The 17,335-nt window shown below is 61.1% G+C and carries 14 protein-coding genes; 8 read left to right on the forward strand and 6 right to left on the reverse strand.

Features of this window, described 5'->3' with window-relative positions:
* The 4 genes from JNL55_RS04545 to JNL55_RS04560 all read left to right on the forward strand — a co-directional run.
* A partial coding sequence (locus JNL55_RS04545) for a tryptophan 7-halogenase (protein ID WP_293849925.1) occupies nt 1-756 on the forward strand: 756 nt, incomplete at its 5' end.
* A gap of 3 nt (nt 757-759) precedes the next feature.
* The gene (locus JNL55_RS04550) at nt 760-1,470 is read left to right on the forward strand and encodes a SapC family protein (protein ID WP_293849928.1); all 711 of its coding nucleotides are present in this window, start codon (nt 760-762) and stop codon (nt 1,468-1,470) included.
* Nucleotides 1,454-2,467 (forward strand): cupin-like domain-containing protein, encoded by a 1,014-nt coding sequence (locus tag JNL55_RS04555; RefSeq protein WP_293849930.1) that lies wholly within the window; start codon nt 1,454-1,456, stop codon nt 2,465-2,467. Before JNL55_RS04550 ends, JNL55_RS04555 begins: the two co-directional genes overlap by 17 nt.
* A gap of 10 nt (nt 2,468-2,477) precedes the next feature.
* Nucleotides 2,478-3,977 carry a tryptophan halogenase family protein gene (locus JNL55_RS04560; RefSeq protein ID WP_293849933.1) on the forward strand — a complete coding sequence of 500 codons (1,500 nt, stop codon included), beginning with the start codon at nt 2,478-2,480 and terminating at the stop codon, nt 3,975-3,977.
* On the opposite strand, the gene JNL55_RS04565 is transcribed toward JNL55_RS04560, so the two are convergent.
* Both JNL55_RS04565 and JNL55_RS04570 read right to left on the reverse strand, forming a co-directional pair.
* Nucleotides 3,974-5,005 carry a GNAT family N-acetyltransferase gene (locus tag JNL55_RS04565; RefSeq protein WP_293849935.1) on the reverse strand — a complete coding sequence of 344 codons (1,032 nt, stop codon included), beginning with the start codon at nt 5,003-5,005 and terminating at the stop codon, nt 3,974-3,976. The two genes, JNL55_RS04560 and JNL55_RS04565, sit on opposite strands and share 4 nt — an antisense overlap.
* Before the next feature lie 238 nt (nt 5,006-5,243).
* On the reverse strand, nt 5,244-5,738 hold the full coding sequence (locus JNL55_RS04570; RefSeq protein ID WP_293849937.1) for an Lrp/AsnC ligand binding domain-containing protein: 495 nt from the start codon (nt 5,736-5,738) through the stop codon (nt 5,244-5,246).
* Between the two features lie 101 nt (nt 5,739-5,839).
* Here JNL55_RS04570 and putA point away from each other — a divergent pair, with 101 nt between their 5' ends.
* The gene (gene putA, locus JNL55_RS04575) at nt 5,840-8,992 is read left to right on the forward strand and encodes a bifunctional proline dehydrogenase/L-glutamate gamma-semialdehyde dehydrogenase PutA (RefSeq protein ID WP_293849939.1); all 3,153 of its coding nucleotides are present in this window, start codon (nt 5,840-5,842) and stop codon (nt 8,990-8,992) included.
* A gap of 43 nt (nt 8,993-9,035) precedes the next feature.
* Here putA and JNL55_RS04580 read toward each other — a convergent pair whose 3' ends face one another.
* From JNL55_RS04580 to JNL55_RS04590, 3 genes are read right to left on the reverse strand one after another with little or no spacing between them, the layout of a single operon-like run.
* Nucleotides 9,036-10,529, reverse strand: coding sequence for a serine hydrolase domain-containing protein (locus JNL55_RS04580; RefSeq protein ID WP_293849941.1), 1,494 nt, complete (start codon nt 10,527-10,529; stop codon nt 9,036-9,038).
* A complete protein-coding gene (locus tag JNL55_RS04585) occupies nt 10,526-12,226 on the reverse strand; it encodes a serine hydrolase domain-containing protein (protein ID WP_293849944.1) in 1,701 nt (566 codons plus the stop codon). Before JNL55_RS04585 ends, JNL55_RS04580 begins: the two co-directional genes overlap by 4 nt.
* Nucleotides 12,227-12,236: 10 nt before the next feature.
* The gene (locus JNL55_RS04590; protein WP_293849947.1) at nt 12,237-14,669 is read right to left on the reverse strand and encodes a TonB-dependent siderophore receptor; all 2,433 of its coding nucleotides are present in this window, start codon (nt 14,667-14,669) and stop codon (nt 12,237-12,239) included.
* Between the two features lie 151 nt (nt 14,670-14,820).
* On the opposite strand from JNL55_RS04590, the gene JNL55_RS04595 reads away from it, so the two are divergent.
* The 3 genes from JNL55_RS04595 to JNL55_RS04605 all read left to right on the forward strand — a co-directional run bounded on the left by JNL55_RS04595 (nt 14,821) and on the right by JNL55_RS04605 (nt 17,099).
* Nucleotides 14,821-15,408, forward strand: coding sequence for an RNA polymerase sigma factor (locus tag JNL55_RS04595; protein WP_293849950.1), 588 nt, complete (start codon nt 14,821-14,823; stop codon nt 15,406-15,408).
* On the forward strand, nt 15,405-16,472 hold the full coding sequence (locus JNL55_RS04600) for a FecR family protein (RefSeq protein WP_293849953.1): 1,068 nt from the start codon (nt 15,405-15,407) through the stop codon (nt 16,470-16,472). The genes JNL55_RS04595 and JNL55_RS04600 overlap by 4 nt, the downstream gene beginning before the upstream one ends.
* Before the next feature lie 75 nt (nt 16,473-16,547).
* On the forward strand, nt 16,548-17,099 hold the full coding sequence (locus JNL55_RS04605; RefSeq protein ID WP_293849956.1) for a TlpA family protein disulfide reductase: 552 nt from the start codon (nt 16,548-16,550) through the stop codon (nt 17,097-17,099).
* 56 nt (nt 17,100-17,155) lie between these two features.
* Here JNL55_RS04605 and JNL55_RS04610 read toward each other — a convergent pair.
* The coding region (locus tag JNL55_RS04610; protein WP_293849959.1) for a type II toxin-antitoxin system RelE/ParE family toxin at nt 17,156-17,335 on the reverse strand (180 nt) is incomplete at its 5' end.

The raw sequence follows: 17,335 nt of genomic DNA on the forward strand, positions 1-17,335 counted from the left end.
ACTGCGCAGAGCAGCGGCTGGATCTGGGACATCGGCTTGCCGACCCGGCGTGGCATTGGCCATGTCTATTCGAGTTCGCACACTTCCGACGACGCAGCTGAACGCGAGCTGCGCGCTTACATCGAGCGCACCGGCGGCTCGGTGGGTGAAGCTTCGCCGCGCAAGCTGACGTTTCATCCCGGCTATCGGGAAAAGTTCTGGCATCGAAACTGCGTCGCCATCGGCCTGTCCGCCGGCTTCATCGAACCCCTGGAAGCCTCAGCGATTGCATTGGTCGAACTGTCGGCCGCGATGCTCAGCGATCAAATGCCGGCGACGCGCGCCGCGATGGACATCGTCGCGCGACGCTTCAACGATTCCTTCACCTATCGCTGGGAACGAGTCATCGACTTTCTGAAACTGCACTACGTGCTGACCCAGCGCACCGACTCGGATTTCTGGCGCGATAACTGCCGCGCCGAGTCCATGACCGAGCGCTTACAAGAACAGCTGACGATCTGGCGTCATCAACCGCCGTCCCGTTACGATTTGCATCGTCTCGAAGAAGTGTTTCCGTCGGCGAGTTATCAGTACGTGCTGTACGGAATGGGCTTTCGTCCGGACCGCCGGCAAGCGACGCGTCGCTCGGACGATTTGGATCGAGCCGACGGTTTCTTTCGCGAAGCTGCTGCGCTCACGACCCGAATGCTCGCAGCGCTGCCCACCAACCGAGAGCTGATCAGCCACATCAAGCGCCACGGCCTGTCGAAGATTTAGCGTATGACCCAACACGCCCTGCTGAACAACCTGGATCACAAAGCGTTGCGCGTAATCACTACGCGCGGCGCCGAGTATGGCGACAACGTCATGCTCGCACTGACGTTCCCGGCCGAGTTTCGGAATCTACAAGCGCACTACCCCGTCGTGTTTCGCAAGAACGCGCAGGGCCAGTTCGAGCCCGTCGCGCTGCTGGGTTTCAAGGACGGTCAGAATTTGTTTTTGACACGACAAGGCTGGGACGCGACCTACATTCCACTGACCATCGAGCGCCAACCGTTTCTGATTGGCTTTTCCGCGGACCGCCAGCCGATGATACACATCGACCTGGATAGCCCGCGCGTCAGCCGCGAGCAAGGCGAACCGATCTTTCGGGACTTCGGCGGCAACACCGAATTCCTGGAACGCATGAACTCGGTACTGCTGGCCATCCACGACGGCCTGGCCGGTAACGAGTCATTCATCGGCGCGCTGCTTCAGCACGAATTGCTCGAGTCGTTCGTGTTCGACATCACGCTGAACGACGGCTCGCAGAATCGTCTGGCCGGCTTCTACACCATCAATGAAGAACGGTTGCTCCAATTGAATGGCGACGCGCTGGAACGATTGAACCGCGCCGGTCATTTGCAGGCCATCTACATGACGATTGCATCGCTCTCCAACTTTCGAGCGCTGATCGAGCGCGTCAACACACTCAATGCTGGCGATCGCTAACAAAGTCCGGGAGATCACTGGCGTCGACGCGCGCGCCTTGCCTGAGGACGTGCTGTTATCGACCCAGCCGATCGTACTCAAAGGCCTGGTTGCCGATTGGCCAATGGTGCGTGCGGCGCTGGATTCCGACCGCACCGCCAGCGCATACATTCGCCAGTTCTATCGTGACGCGACGGTGGGCGCATTGCTCGGCGCGCCCGACATCGAAGGCCGGTTCTATTACAACGAGGATCTCAGCGGCTTCAATTTCAAACCGGTGAAGCTCAAGCTGGACACCATGCTCGATGAAGTCGAGCGCCACCGGGATGCCGTCAAACCACCGGCCATCTATGTGGGCTCGACCACCGTCGACACCTGCCTGCCCGGCTTTCGTGACCAGAACGACTTGGGTTTCGGCGAGCGCCAACCGTTGGTGAGCATTTGGCTCGGCAATCGCACGCGCATCGCGGCTCATCATGATCTGCCCGACAACATCGCGTGCGTCGTGGCCGGTCATCGCCGCTTCACGCTGTTCCCGCCGGAGCAGTTGGCGAATCTGTATATCGGGCCGCTGGATTTCACGCCCGCCGGCCAGGCCATCAGCATGGTGGACTTTGCCAAACCGGACTTGCAGCGTTTTCCTAAATTCGCCGAAGCCGTACAGCACGCACAGGTGGCGGAGTTGGAACCGGGCGATGCGATCTTCATTCCCAGCATGTGGTGGCATCACATCGAAGCGCTCGACCCCTTCAGTGTGCTGGTGAATTACTGGTGGCGCCAATCACCCGCATTCATGGATTCGCCCATCGCCGCATTGATGCTCGCCATCATGACCGTGCGTGACTTGCCAAAAGAGCAGCGAGACGCGTGGTCCAACTTGTTCAAGCATTACGTTTTCGAAGCGGACCAGAACACCGCCGCGCACATTCCAGAAGCTGCCCGACGCTCGCTGTCGCCCATGGACGCAGACCTGGTCCGCGACATTCGAGCCAGGCTGCTACAAAGATTGAATCGTTAGGGGAGTCAACATGACCAGCCAGCCGAACGACCAGCGCATCAGGAAAATCGTCATTGCCGGCGGCGGCACCGCGGGCTGGATGGTCGCCGCGGGCTTATCGCGGACCTTGGGCAAAGCGCTCGACATCAAGCTGGTGGAGTCCGACGAGATCGGCACCGTCGGCGTCGGCGAAGCGACCATTCCCACGCTGGTCACCTTCCACCGCCTGCTCGACATCAACGAGCAAGAATTCATGGCCGCCACTCAAGGCACCTTCAAGCTCGGCATCGGTTTCGAAAACTGGCGCGACCTGAACCGTAACTACATTCATTCGTTCGGCACCACCGGCAAGGATCATTGGACCGCCGGCTTCCAACACTTCTGGCTCAAAGGCCGCGAGCGCAATCTGGCTAGCGATTACGGCGACTACTGCGTCGAACTCAAAGCTTCGCTGCAGAACCGCTTCGCGCATCTGCCACGCGGCGGCATGAACTACGCGTTCCACATCGACGCCGGCTTGTACGCCAGGTTCTTGCGCAAGTTCAGCGAGGGTTACGGCGTCCAGCGCATCGAAGGCAAGATCAGCAACGTGCTGACCCATGACGACACCGGCTTCATCAAAGCCATTCGTCTGGACTCCGGCGCCGAGATCGAAGGCGACTTGTTCATCGACTGCACCGGCTTTCGCGCCTTGCTCATCGGCCAGACGTTGCATGAACCGTATGAGGATTGGTCGCACTGGCTGCCTTGCGACACTGCCGTCGCGCTGCAAACCGAATCGGTGGGCGAAGCGATTCCGTACACACGCTCCATCGCTCGCGAAGCCGGCTGGCAGTGGCGCATCCCGCTGCAACATCGAGTCGGCAATGGCATGGTCTATTGCAGCCGGTTCATCAGCGACGACCAAGCCAAGCAAACGCTGCTCGCCAACATCGAAGGCAAGGTACGCACCGAGCCGCGTGTCATCAAGTTCAAGCCCGGGCAGAGACGACAGACGTGGTTGAAAAACTGTGTCGCCGTCGGCCTGGCCAGCGGCTTCATCGAGCCGCTGGAATCGACCAGCATTCATCTGATCAGCCGCAGCATCATTCGGTTGCTACAAATGTTTCCGAGCCGAGGCATCAATGCGTCGGATGTGCAGGAGTTCAATCGCCAGACGGTGTCTGAGCTGGAACACATCCGCGACTTTATCGTTCTGCATTATCACGTCACGGATCGTCAGGACACACCGTTCTGGAACGCCTGCCGCACCATGGACATTCCAGCGTCGCTACAACATCGGATCGATCTGTTTCGCGAGACCGGGCGTGTGTTTCGGACGATGAACGAGCTGTTCGCGGAGAATTCCTGGATCCAGGTGATGCTGGGCCAGGGCATCCTGCCCAAGCAATACCATCAGGTGGCGGATTTGATGAGCGACGCAGAGCTGTCGCGCTTCCTCGACGGCATCAAGTCAAACGTCGACAACACGGTGCTGCAACTACCGAAGCACCAGACTTACGTCGAGCAGTATTGCAAGGCGAACGCTTAGCCTTTGAACAACGCCTGCAACATCTTCTTACCGTGCCAAGCGAAGCGCGCACGGCGACTCATCTTGTTCAGGCTGAAGTACACGCGCTGCTGACCACCGAACGCACGGAAGAAACGTTCGATGCTTTCGACCATGGAGCCGGTCATATCGAACTCTTGACTGCGCGCCTTGGAACGCACAATCGCTTCCCACACGAGCAAGCTATGCGCACCACTGGTCCGCAGTTCTGGATCGGCGCCGCCCGCTAAGTAATACGTGGTCTTGCCGTCCCAAACCAAATATAGCGCCGCGTGAATAGCGCCGCTCTCGTCGCGCGCCACCAGAATTTCGCGCCGACCGCGTTGTGCACAGGCTGCGTCCAGACGACGCATCGGCGGCGAATCGAACGGATTCGGATTGCCTTGTCGCGCATAAGACTTGCCGATGAGCTGAATACAAGCCTCGATGTCGGTGATGGTTTCCACCTTCAGTTGCTTGCGCGCCTTGCGACTCTCGCGACGAATGTTTTCTCGGAGCGCGTCCCAAAGTTGCTCTTCGCTCTGGGCGAGATCGATCACGTAGGTGTAACGCGCCATCTCCTCGAAACCATTCCACACAAACGGCAACATGTTGGTAATGCCGCTGTGACAATTGATTTGCAGAATGTCGTAATCGGGCAGCTGCTCCAGCAGCGCCACGGTCAAATCTTTTTCGACTTCGTAGCGGCGTGCGCTCTTGGTCGCATCGCCCAGATCCAGCCACGGGCCGAGTCGATGAGTGAGCGGCGGCAGCGTAATCACACTGAACAAGCCGCGGCGCTCTTCATAGATGGGCCAACGCGCACGCAGCACGCCGCCGGAAGAAACCGTGATCTCCCGCCAGGCGCCAGGTGCGACGGCATCGAGCCACCAAGGCTCTTGAAAAATACAATAGCTGGTCGACCGCTCCATTGCGGTGGACACAGACTCCGACTCAGAAACAGACATTGCCGCTGTGTTGATCGACTGCTCGACAGGAAACTTCAAGGTGCGCGCCATCGCCGAAGCCATGGTTCATTCATCCGCGCCCTGAGGGCGACTTTGGAGGCTCGGCGGTTACTTTGACGATAGTAATTCAATCCGGGGCGGCTTATTCACATAAGCCGGCGGCGAATTGTCATGTTGTGGCGTAGTCGTTACAAGCGGAAATTTACTAGTGAGCGTTGCAGCGCTGCGCACTGTCGGCACACCGACAGTTGGTAGCAGATTTGGCTTTCTTCACCCGCATCGAACAAACTTTTTAGCGACATCAGCGAGCTTGCACACGCACCTTGCTCGAGCTCTTCACTTCTTCCATCACGAAGTACGTGTGCGTCTGCTGCACGCCCTTGATGCACGCGATATGACTACTGAGCACGTTGCGATACTCCTTCATATCGCGCACCCGGATCTTCAATAGATAGTCGAAACCGCCGGCCACCATGTGCGCCTCCTGGACGAACTCCAGCACTTCCATGGCGGTCCGGAACCGGTCGAACACTTCCGGGGTGGTGCGATCGAGTGCCACCTGCACATAGGCCAGCAGGTTTTGGCCCAGGTGGGTGGGCGACAGGTCGGCGCGATAGCCGACGATGTAGCCGGCCTGTTCCAGCCGCCGGACCCGCTCCACCGCCGGGGTCACGCTGATGTGCAGCTCCCGGGCCAGCTGAGCCATGGTGAGCCGCCCGTCCTCCTGCAGCCGGGTCAGGATGCGCTGGTCGACCTTGTCCAGTACCAGGCCCGCGCCTGAGCCAGTTGATTTCACGGATTGGACCCCCTTTATAAGTCGTTTCGACGCCCCTCAGGTCCGTACGCTAGTGCTTTCATCCCAGTTAGTACAAGCCCTTTTAGCGCCCCAATTACCTCATGGTTGCTCAAACCTCCGCCGTTCCTACTGCTCCGACGCTCGCAGAGCTGCGCGAACAGATCCGAAGCAACACGCTTCTAGACGAAGTCACCTGCGTGAAGGCTCTGCTGAAGAGCTCGAGCTTCTCGCTGGATGCCCGTTCCCGCGCCAAGGCCCGAGCCGCCGCGCTGGTTTCGGGGGCCCGCGCCCGTTCCAAAGAGCGCCCGCTGCTGGACTCGTTCCTGCAGCAGTTCGCCCTTTCCAATGAGGAAGGCGTGGCGCTGATGTGCTTGGCCGAAGGCCTGCTGCGCATCCCCGATGACCTGACCGCCGACCGCCTGATCGCCGACAAGATCGCTTCCGGTAATTGGGCCGCGCACGCCGGTCAGTCGCATTCGACTTGGGTGAATGCGTCCACCTGGGGCTTGATGCTCACCGGCCACCTGGTAGAGCCGCCGCGCCAGGCTCGCGAAGACACGGCGAATTGGCTGCAGAACCTGTCGCGTCGAATCAGCGCGCCGGTGCTGCGAACCGCGTTCCGTCAGGGCATGCGCATCATCGGCGGCGAATTCGTCGTCGGCCGCACCATCAACGAAGCGTTGGAACGGTCGGCCAAGACCTCCGAGCTGTCGCTGTGCTCGTTCGACATGCTCGGCGAAGGCGCGCGCACTTGGGCGGACGCTGAGCGCTATCGCAAGTCCTATGAGCAAGCGTTGGACGCCATCGGCTCACAACGCAAAGGCACACCCATCGACGACCGCTCCAATCTGTCGGTGAAGTTGTCCGCGCTCGAGCCTCGTTACGATTTGATGCACGAAGGCTTGGTGATGCAGCGCCTGGGCCCCACCGTCATTGACCTGGCACGCCGCGCCGCTGCCGCCGACGTGGGCTTCACCATCGACGCCGAAGAAGCCGATCGTCTGGACCTGTCGCTGAACATTTTCGAAGCGCTGGCTCGGGATAAAACCACTCAGTCGTGGCAAGGCCTCGGCATCGTGATTCAGGCGTACGGCAAGCGCGCGCCGCTGGTCATCGAATGGGTCGCATCGCTGGCCCGTATCACCGGGCGTCGCATCTGTGTGCGTCTGGTGAAAGGCGCGTACTGGGACGCTGAGATCAAGCGCGCTCAGGAACGCGGCCTGTCGTCGTTCCCGGTGTTCACGCGCAAAGTGTCCACCGACGTTTCTTATCTCGCCTGCGCCGAACGTTTGTTCCGGCATCGCGATGTCATCTATCCGATGTTCGCAACTCACAACGCGCACACCATCGCAGCCGTGCTGGAGCTGCGTCCGACTGGAGCGAAGTTCGAGTTCCAGCGTTTGCACGGCATGGGCGCGCTGCTGCACGCCGAAGCCCAGCGACAGATCGAAGGTTTCCCGCGCGTTCGTGCCTACGCGCCGGTCGGTCAACACGAGGAGCTATTGTCCTATCTCGTGCGCCGGCTGCTTGAGAATGGCGCGAACAGCTCGTTCGTTAGTCGCTTCATGAATGAAAGCGTCCCCGTAGACACCGTAGTGGAGGATCCGATTGCAGCCTTGCAAGCGGCAGACAGCATGACCAACCCGCATATCCCGTTGCCGAACAACTTGTACGGCGAGTCCCGTGAAAATTCCGCTGGCGTGGACTGGGGCAATCCTCAGCAGCTCGCCGAACAAATCGCATCGTTGCAAAAGACCGGCGAACTGCCGCATGCCGCGCCTTCGACCCTGGTGGGATCGGCGCAAACCGCGCGCAACGAAGTGAGAAACCCGGCCAACCGCGCTGAGCTGGTCGGCTATGTCAGCACCGCCACGCGTGAAGACATTGCGCTGGCTTTCGACAAGGCAGGTCAGGCTCGCAAAGCTTGGGACGATGCCGGTGCGACTCATCGCGCCGTTTGTTTGGTTGCCGCTGCCGACAAGCTGCGCTCCCACCGTCCGGAGCTGGTGCGTTTGTTGGTGAAGGAAGCCGGCAAGACGCTGCCGGATGCGATCGCCGAAGTGCGCGAAGCCGAAGACTTCTGCCGCTACTACGCAGCGCAGGCTCGCGAACACTTTGCCGAGCCTTTGGAATTGCCGGGCCCGACTGGCGAAGACAACAAGCTGAGCCTGCGTGGCCGCGGCGTGTTTGCCTGTATCAGCCCGTGGAACTTCCCGCTCGCGATTTTCTTGGGCCAGGTGGCCGCTGCATTGGTCGCTGGCAACAGCGTCGTGTGTAAGCCTGCCGAAACGACGCCGCTGATCGCCGCGCTCGCCGTGCGCCTGATGCACGAAGCTGGCGTGCCTCACGATGTGCTGCACTTCGTGCCGGCTGCCGGCAAGCTGTTCGGCGAAGTCGCGTTCCAGCACCCGGCGTTGGGTGGCGTGTGCTTCACCGGTTCGACCTCGACTGCTCAGTTCATCAATCGCGCGCTCGCTGCACGCGACGGCGCCATCGTGCCGCTGATCGCCGAAACCGGCGGTATCAACGCGATGATCGTCGACTCGTCGGCACTGCTGGAACAGGTTGCCGATGACGTGCTGACTTCCGCCTTCACCTCCGCCGGTCAGCGCTGCTCGGCGTTGCGCCTGTTGTTCGTGCAGGACGAAGTGGCCGATCGTTTGATCGAGCTGATCGCCGGCGGTATGGATCAATTGCTGATCGGCGATCCGGCGATTGCGTCCACCGACGTGGGCCCGGTCATCGACGCCAAGTCGGCAGCGAAGCTGGAGAGCTACAGCGCCGGCGTGGCGCAGAGAGGCATCAAGCTGCTCAAGCAGTGCCAACTCAACGAAGTGCGCACCGAAGGCAGCTACTTCGCTCCTCGCATGCTGGAACTGAGCGACGCTCGTCAGCTGACCAGCGAAGAGTTCGGCCCGATCCTGCACGTGGTGCGCTTCAAGCGCGACAGGCTCAGCGACGTGCTCGCCGCCATCCGTGACGCCGGCTTCGGCCTCACGCTCGGCGTGCACACTCGTATCGAAAGCGTGTGGCAGGAAATCGTCGCCGAAGCTGCGGTGGGTAACATCTATATCAATCGCAACATGATCGGCGCCGTGGTCGGCGTGCAACCGTTCGGTGGCGAAGGCCTGTCCGGCACCGGCCCGAAAGCCGGCGGCCCGCACTACCTGTTCCGCTTCGCGACTGAGCGCACGCTCACGGTGAACACCGTCGCGACCGGCGGCAACGCGAAGTTGTTGTCGATCGGTTCGTAATTCTTGGTCGATGGGAGGCGTGGCGCCCGCCACGCCTCCGCTACTACTGCTGCGAAACCTGCGCGCGGCGGAATTCCACGCGATAGTTCAACGCGAGCACGAAGTAAGGATCGGCGCCGTCGAAGGGGCCGCTGTTGGCAATCGCCACACCGACCAAGCGATCACCCTCGCTGTGCAAGCGAAGGCTGGTGTTATGCCGCCGACGTGCAGCGTCGGAAGTGGGCACGAACGCGGACGACAACCCTTGCAACCAACCATCGCGAAAGCTCGCTTTGTCCACCAGCGCCCAAGGCTGGTTGTCGATGCGAAAGTGAGCATCGCCGTCGGGCTGCACACGAAAGCGCACCGGCTTGTCGCCTTCATGAGTAAACAACGTTCCCGTCCATTCACCTTGCCATTGCGCGGGGGCTTGAGTGGACGGCTTCGCTGACTCCGGCGTTGCTGGCAACGTTGGTCCCCGCCACTTCGGATACAACGCACGCAGCACCTCATCGCGCACTTCACCAGGCGAGGAAGCGTAGCGATTCGTGAGCACAGCCACGACCAAGCCTTCTTCGGGCAATAAAAACAGATTGGTGTGCGAGCCCGACATGGAACCGCCGTGGCCAATGCCGACCGGGCCGTTCTCATAGGTCTCCATGGTGTAGAGACCGACGCCGTAGTCGTCGTCGATGCCGACTCCATGCGAAGTCATCTTGCGCATCTCTCGAAGCGTGGGCTCGTTCAGCAGCGCACGCTGTCCAGGCACGCGCTGGCCGAGCAAGAACATGCCGAAGCGGACCAGATCGTGAGCGCTCGATTGAATGCCACCGAACGCGGGTTCATCGAAGATCAGCGACGGAATGCGTTCGCCTTGCAATCCGTATAGCGTCGCTGTGCCCTGCAAACGCGCGCCGCCAGTGCCGACAGCGGTGCGCGTCAGATTCAGAGGCTGGAACACTTGCTGGCGCATGTACTCGGCGAAGGGCTGTCCAGAAACACGAGCGATCACGTGTCCCAGCACGCCGTAACCGAAATTGCTGTATTCGAAGCGCGCGCCCGGCGTGCGAATGATATTGCCGTAGCGCGCGATGGTCAGATCTACCGGCGGCACGAGCGCAGCTTCACGCTCGCCATAGAAGAACTGTTCTGTCGGCGCGAGGCCCGATGTGTGATTGGCCATCTGACGAACGCTGACCGCATTCGCATCGGCGGACCATGAGTGCAGCTGAGCCGTGCCCAAGTAGCCGTTGATCGGCGTATCGAGTGCGACCTTGCCCTGCTGAACCAGATTCATCAGCCCGACACCGGTGAACGTTTTGCTGATGGACGCGAGCAGATACACGGTGTGGGGATCGGCAGCGACGCGATTCTCGCGATCGGCCCAGCCGAAGCCTTCCTCCCACAGCACCTTGCCGTCTTTCGCGACCGCGACCGCGATCGACGGCACACCGTCGTTCTCGATCTTGGCGTGAATGCGAGCACGCACAGGATCGAACCGGTCGGCGGCGTGAGTAACACTCACGCACGCCAACAGCATCAGCCCCAAATACTTCATGCCTTCTTCCGCCGCTCGAAGCGCATGTTATCGGCACGAGCGCCATGCATCCTCGCTGCGACGATTTCACCGCGAGCATCGAGTTCGAACGTCACAGCATGTGGCGCCCAACCGGTGCGCGCATTGAAGTGCTCAGGCGTCACGGACACGAGCTTGATGGGCTCGGGCCGCCACAGGTGATACATCACCAAGTCGCCACCTTCAGCCGTCATTCGATAGCGAGCATCGAGTTCGTCGCTGAAATAGTCACCTTCATAGCGAGCAAGGTCAGTGACTGGCGCAGGCTGCACGCGCTTGAACAGGCGCGGTTGCATGCTGATGCCATAAATGCTTTCCAATGCGTTGATCGAACCATCCTTGGCGGCGACGATCCGGAAATGCGACCAACCCCCGACGTGGAACGTACCGTCAGGCTTGATGACAGCGGCCGCCGGCTCCTCCACTCCCCACCAACCGAAGAGCTGGTCGCCGCGACGCTCCAACGTCAGCGACGGTGCGGTCGGGTTGATGTAAGTGCCCGGCAGTCGAGCCAGCACAGCCTTACTCAGCACGCCCGCTTTCGACGCCGCCGTCTCAGCCGGCTTCGGCGCCTTGCCGGTAAGAAACACTTCCGCTGCCTTATGCGCCAGACCGCCGACGTCCATACGACGATTCGCCAGTACCGCCACACCCAGATCGTGCTCGGGATAGAACGTGAAATACGTGGTGAAGCTGCCGTCGCCGCCCGAGTGAGCCACGATCTTGCGGCCATTGATCTCGCTCGGTGTCAGACCGAATGCGTACTTCGCCGCGCGACCGTCGCGCAGCGTGCCGCTGGTGCAAACCAAGTCGATCAGCGTTCGATCGCCGACCTTCGGACGGAAGAAGTTATCGGACCATTTCGCCAGATCCGTCACATTGGTTATCAACCCGCTGTGACCCACCGATTCGGTGGTCAACACAGTTCGCTGCCACCGGCCGTCGGCCCCTTTCTCATACGACGTGGCGCGCTCCGTAATCACTTCGTCAGCATCGTCGCCGAAGAAGGTGCGCTGCATGCCCAGCGGACCGAACATGCGTTCGCTGCTGAACTGCCGTAACGATTTCCCAGTGATGACAGCAATGATCTCCGCCAGCAACGAATAGCCAGTGTTGTTGTAGGAGTGCGCAGTGCCTGGCTCGAAGTTCAGCTCGCGCTGCAGTTTCACCAGCTCGATGATTTGCCGCTGCGTGGACACATCACGCACGTCGCGCCCAGCGACCTCCAACAAAGTGTATTCATCACGCAATCCGTTAGTGTGATGAACCAGCTGCCGCACTGTGATCGGGTGCCCGAAGTCGGGCACCCACGGTAGGTAGTGACGCACATTGGCATCCAGATCGAGCCGCCCTTCGCTCGCCAGCAACGCGATGGCGAACGCGGTGAACTGTTTGGAAACGCTCGCAACGTTGAACTGAGTCGTCGGCGTGATTGCGACGCCTTGATCCAGATCGGCCAGGCCGTAGCCTTTCGCAAACAACACGCGGCCTTGCCGATACAGCCCGATGGCCGCACCGGCTTCGCCCGCCGCGATGTGCTCATGAAACAGCGCGTCGATGGCCGCTTCCAACTCGCCGACTGGCAGCGTTGCCGGTACGGAGGAGTTGGCCAGCAACTTCGGAGCAAACACGACCCCAGCCGCCGCGAGCAAGCCCGCACGGCGAGAAAAGTTCACCATGGAAAGCTCCTCAGTGCTTGAAGCGAACCGATAGGATGAAATTGCGCGGTTCGCCGTACCAGTTCGACATCGAGGCCGAGCCGACGCTCTGGTAGTAGGTCTTGTCGGTCACATTGTTGATGTTGAACGCGGCCGACCAGGCAGTGTTGATCTGGTACTCGGCGCGAGCATTCACCAGCGTGTAGCCGCCCTGCTCGAACTTGTAAGGAACGAAGACGGTGCCGCCGCTGCCATTGGACGCCGCCACGCTGCCAGCGAAGTAGCTGCGCGACTGTGCGGTGAGACCAGCGCTCAACTTCCATGCATCCAACGCACCGGGCAACGTCAGCGTGGTCCACAACTTGAACAAGTGCTTCGGTGTCTGCGCCATGTAAGCGGCGCCGTTGTTGGCGTAGCCGGCTTTGAACTCGTTGCTGTTGATGGTGTAGCCCACGAACAGATCCCAGTTTCGGAGCAGACTGCCGTTGATCTCCATATCCACACCGCGACTTTGCACTTCGCCATTACCGAGGTAACAGCAATTCGCGCCGGTGCTCTGTACCGACGAGGGCGGGTATCTGCCGTCCAGAACCGCGGCATTCTCCTGGGTGATTTGATAGACCGCGACCTGGGTCGCCGCACGGCCTTCCAGCAAGCCACCCTTCACGCCGACCTCGAAGCCATTGCCGGTCTTCGGATCCAGCGGCCGAGCATCCGTGATCGGACCCTGCAAGTTGCCGGACTGCGACTGGTACGACTCGGAGAAGCTGCCGTAGACCACCCAGTCGCGGCTCAGGTCGTAAGTGAAGCCGGCGTACGGCGTGACTACATTGCGATCGCTGTAGTCATACAGGTAGTAGCTGCTGCGGCTGACGTAATCGCCTTCGTTGTAATTGGTTTTATAGTTGCTGCGCCGAGCGCCCATCACGATGTCCAGCGGATCGCTGACGCTGAGCTTCAAGCTGGCATACACGCCGCTCTGCTTCTGGTTCCAGTCGATGAACATGTCTGGACTTGGGGTGCGCGTCGGACGTGCAATGCTGCTGGGATCGAAGTTGAACGCGCTGACGTTGCTGGCCATGGGATAAAACCAGGCGACGCCGCCGCTTTTCACTTCCTGCCAGTCATAACCCACCGCCACGCGGTGCGTGCGACCGAACAGATCGAAGTTGCCTTTCAAGGTGATGTCGGCCAGCGTTTGCACCGGATTCAGGTGGGTCTCGCTGCTGTACATGGCCGGGATCAAGCCAGTGGTGCGATCGACGGCACCGTAGGCATACATGTTGCTGTCGATACGATCCTGCTCGCTGCGCGTGGCATTGACCCGCAACGACCAGCGCTCGCCGAGACGTTGATCGAGACCGGCAAACAGCGTCGTCGTCTGCGCTTCCTCAGTGGCCCACGACGGCGCCAACACCGTGTCGCGCGGCAAGTGCAGATCGCCGCCGTCTGCATAGCGCGGCAAGCCGAAGCCGATGTGCGGACCTTTGTTGTCCTCATAGGTGAAGCCGGCCAGCACACGCGAGCTGTCGGTGATGTCGGCTTCGAGCACGCCGTAAACCGTGTCCTGCGACTGACGGCCGACGTCGTACACCAGATCGTTGCGCTCGCTCACGACAACCGTGCGGCCACGCAGCTTGCCGTCGAAACCGATCGGGCCGGAAACATCCAGCTGGGCACGAAACTGATCCCAGCGACCGGCCAGCAGCGCCATCTCGACTTGATTGATGTCGGTGGGCCGCTTGCGAATCAGCTGAATGCTGCCGCTGGGCGCACTGTTACCTGAGAACAGCGCATCGGGGCTACGCGTCACTTCCACCTGCTCATAGATCGCCAGATCCGGCAGCTGACGAAACCCCAGACCGTTGGTGAGCGGCGCGCCGCCATCGATCTGAATGCTCTCGATACGAAAGCCGCGCGAGTAGAAATCCTTTTGGGTCAGCGACGTGGTGGTGATCGTCACGCCGGTGGTCTGCTCGAGTGCAGCCGTCAGCGTGTTGAGGTTCTGTGCGTCGAGGCGGTCGCGAGTGACGATGGTCACCGCTTGCGGCCGATCGCGCAGCGTGTCGCCGGTGCGCGAGCTGAGAATGGGATCGTTGATGGTCGTGCCGGTCACGATCACGGTTTCGGTGGTGGCATCGCTGATCTTGGCCGACGGATCGCGCCTCACCGAGACCGTGCGCTCGTTGAGGAACGAGAAAGTGAGTCCGGTGTTGGCGAGCAGCTTGCCCAGCGCCTCGCTCGGCGTGAATGAGCCGATCACTTCGCGTGCGACGACGCCTCGGCCTTCTTGCGGATCGATGACGACCTGCAGGCCGGTCTGGCGTGCGAATTCATTGAGCGCGTCGCCGATGGGCAGCGCCGAGATTTCGAATCTGGTGGCGGTTTCCGCCCCCTGTGCGCCGAACGCGGCGGCCATTGCCACCACTGCTACGCCCGTGATTGCGCCTACATGTAAGGCCATTTGGTGAGCTCCCCGGTTTTATAGTGACGCGGCCCGGCACCTTGACGGTCCGCTAACCGGATAGACCCGCAGGGCTCCCGCAACTAGGTACGCCCGCCCCGAAAATAAAGTTGTACCTACTTTTCTGGCCACGACAGATCTATATAGAGGTATGGCTCCGCCCAACGAACCCTCCTCACCCCCGCCGCCCGGCGACTCGGCCGAACGGCGCCGATCGCCGCGCTTTGCCGCGCTGGTGGCGGAGCAGTTCGGTGGCGGGCTGTATCGCTACCTGCTGAGCCGGTTGTCGCATCGGCAGGCCGCCGAGGACCTGGCGCAGGAGGTGTACCTGCGGCTGCTGCGGTTCGCGGATCGCGAACTGGTGCAGTCGCCGGAAAACTACGTGTACCGCGTTGCTTTCAACGTGTTGCATGAATTCCGCCTACATCAACGGCGCAATCCGGTGCAGTTCGATTCGACCACAGCCACCGAGCTGGAATCGCTGCTGCCGGACGACGCACCCACCGCGGAACAACTTTACGAGCAAGACGATCGCGAGCAACAGCTGGAAGCCGTGCTCGCGAAGCTGCCGGCCATGCAGCGTTCGGTGTTTCTGTTAGCCGTTCGCCACGACGTGCCGCACGAGGAAATCGCGGCTCGGCTGGGAATTTCCTTGCACACGGTGCGAAAGTACTTGTACCGGACTCTGCATTTTTGTCGAACACAAATGATCAGCCAGAACAGGACGTCAGCCAAATGAGACCGTTAGAGGACGCATCGCGGGATATCGTTGCGCAGCAGGCTGCGCAATGGCTATGCGAACTACCCCATAGCGACGCCGCCCGGCGCGTCGCTTTCGTGCAATGGTTGAAGCGCTCGCCGACTCATATCGAAGAGTTTTTGCTGGCCTCGACGGTCTGCGCCTCGTTCGCTCGCGAGCGTGGCAACGCTTCAGACGATGTCGAACGTTTGATCGCGGAAGCGCTGCAAGCACCGCCGAGCGCTGAGGTCATGCAGCTACACGCGCTGGCCGATGAACGACCCAAGGTCGCTGTTACTCGTCCACGTCGTGGTTGGATGGCCGCCGCGGCCGCGGTTTGTGTGCTCGCCATCGGCGCGCTGTTGATCGTGCCTTGGAGCATCGATCGGCTCAACACCTACACGACGCGCACCGGCGAGCAACGGACCATTCGCTTGGAAGACGGTTCGCGAGTGCAGATGAATGCCCGTTCGCGCTTCATCGTTCGCTATTCTGCTGAGGCGCGAGATCTCGAGCTGCTGGAAGGCGAAGCGGTGTTCGATGTTCAGCACGACACTCAGCGACCGTTTCGCGTTCACACACGCGATGCCGTCATTCAAGCCGTCGGCACCCAGTTCAACGTTTATCGCCAGGCGTCTGGTCGCACTGTCGTGTCAGTGCTCGAAGGCGTGGTTCGCGTGACTCGCGACGCTGAACCCGTCGTTGCCAGCGCTGTATCCACCGCTGAGAGTGGCGCACCGCTACTGGTCCGCGCCGGCCAGGGCGCCGATGTTTCTCACGACGGCGCCATCGAGAAAAGAGAGAGCGCCGACATCGCTCGCGTCATGTCGTGGCAGAACCGCCGGTTAGTGTTTCGCGAAGATCGGCTCGAAGACATCGCCCACGAGTTCGCTCGCTACAGTCCATTTCATCTGGAACTCGACGGCGCCGCCGTCAAGGACAAACGCATCACCGGCACCTTCGACGCCGACGACCCGCAGTCGCTGGTCATGTTTCTGGACAGCTTGGGCACGTTCCAGATCGAAACGTCCGGACAGGGCGCAGCCATCGCGCCTCGCTTATAATCCCGGCCGCCGCTGGCAGCATGCGACCAGTCGGAGCTCGTCGACATCGCATGTTCAAAGGGAACTGGACGTTCGATGAATCGTTCGCAGATCGGTCGGTGGTTGCTCGCCCTGCTCGGCATGTTGGTGTTCGCGATGCCCGCGTTTGCAGGCAAGCTGGAGGCGGGCATGGAGCCGCCGGATCAGCTCGGCCGAGGGCCGGACGGCAAGCCGGTGCGCATCAGCGAGCATCGCGGCAAGATCGTGATCGTCTCGTTCTGGGCCATCTGGTGCCCACCCTGCCGTAAAGAACTGCCGGTGCTGGACGCGATTCAGAAAGCCGCCGGCCCGGACAAGATCCGCGTGTTCTCGGTCAATTGGAAGGAACCTCGCGAGCGCTTCCTGGAGCTCAAGCGCAAGCTCAACGACATGAGCCTGACTCTGCTCAGCGATGCCTCAGGCAAGCTCGGTGCTCAATACGGCGTCGATGCCATTCCACACATGGTGATCATCGGTCGCGACGGCAAGATCGCGGCCATACACCGTGGCTACTCGGAAGCGATGCTCGACGGCCTGATCGAGGAGATCAACTCGCTTTGGCAGCAGGGCGAAGCACCGGCCACTGTCGAGCAGCCGGAAACAACCTAACTCTGATTCGACGAAGCGAGTGAACTGCCAGCTGCAATTGCCGCTCAGAGCATGTCCTACTGGAAATCGAAGCCGCCTTCCTCCTTGATCGCTTGCACATCGCGGGCGCCGTGGAGCACGCGCACGATGATGACCTCGTCCGCACGCTGCAGGTAGTAGGCAACGTGGCTGCGATAGACCAACGCTCGCATGCTCTCGCCGAGGGCGTTGCGGAGCGAGCCCATCGTCGGCAGGTC

The organism is Steroidobacter sp., from assembly GCF_016790065.1.
Classification (GTDB): domain Bacteria; phylum Pseudomonadota; class Gammaproteobacteria; order Steroidobacterales; family Steroidobacteraceae; genus Steroidobacter.

Excerpts from the sequence above, each read along its gene's own strand:
- JNL55_RS04555 (WP_293849930.1), top strand. The coding sequence starts at position 1,454 with ATGCTGGCGATCGCTAACAAAGTCCGGGAGATCACTGGCGTCGACGCG.
- JNL55_RS04585 (WP_293849944.1), bottom strand. The coding sequence starts at position 12,226 with ATGGTGAACTTTTCTCGCCGTGCGGGCTTGCTCGCGGCGGCTGGGGTC.
- JNL55_RS04605 (WP_293849956.1), top strand. The coding sequence starts at position 16,548 with ATGAATCGTTCGCAGATCGGTCGGTGGTTGCTCGCCCTGCTCGGCATG.
- JNL55_RS04600 (WP_293849953.1), top strand. The coding sequence starts at position 15,405 with ATGAGACCGTTAGAGGACGCATCGCGGGATATCGTTGCGCAGCAGGCT.
- JNL55_RS04565 (WP_293849935.1), bottom strand. The coding sequence starts at position 5,005 with ATGGCTTCGGCGATGGCGCGCACCTTGAAGTTTCCTGTCGAGCAGTCG.
- JNL55_RS04595 (WP_293849950.1), top strand. The coding sequence starts at position 14,821 with ATGGCTCCGCCCAACGAACCCTCCTCACCCCCGCCGCCCGGCGACTCG.
- JNL55_RS04560 (WP_293849933.1), top strand. The coding sequence starts at position 2,478 with ATGACCAGCCAGCCGAACGACCAGCGCATCAGGAAAATCGTCATTGCC.
- JNL55_RS04580 (WP_293849941.1), bottom strand. The coding sequence starts at position 10,529 with ATGAAGTATTTGGGGCTGATGCTGTTGGCGTGCGTGAGTGTTACTCAC.
- JNL55_RS04590 (WP_293849947.1), bottom strand. The coding sequence starts at position 14,669 with ATGGCCTTACATGTAGGCGCAATCACGGGCGTAGCAGTGGTGGCAATG.
- JNL55_RS04550 (WP_293849928.1), top strand. The coding sequence starts at position 760 with ATGACCCAACACGCCCTGCTGAACAACCTGGATCACAAAGCGTTGCGC.
- putA (WP_293849939.1), top strand. The coding sequence starts at position 5,840 with ATGGTTGCTCAAACCTCCGCCGTTCCTACTGCTCCGACGCTCGCAGAG.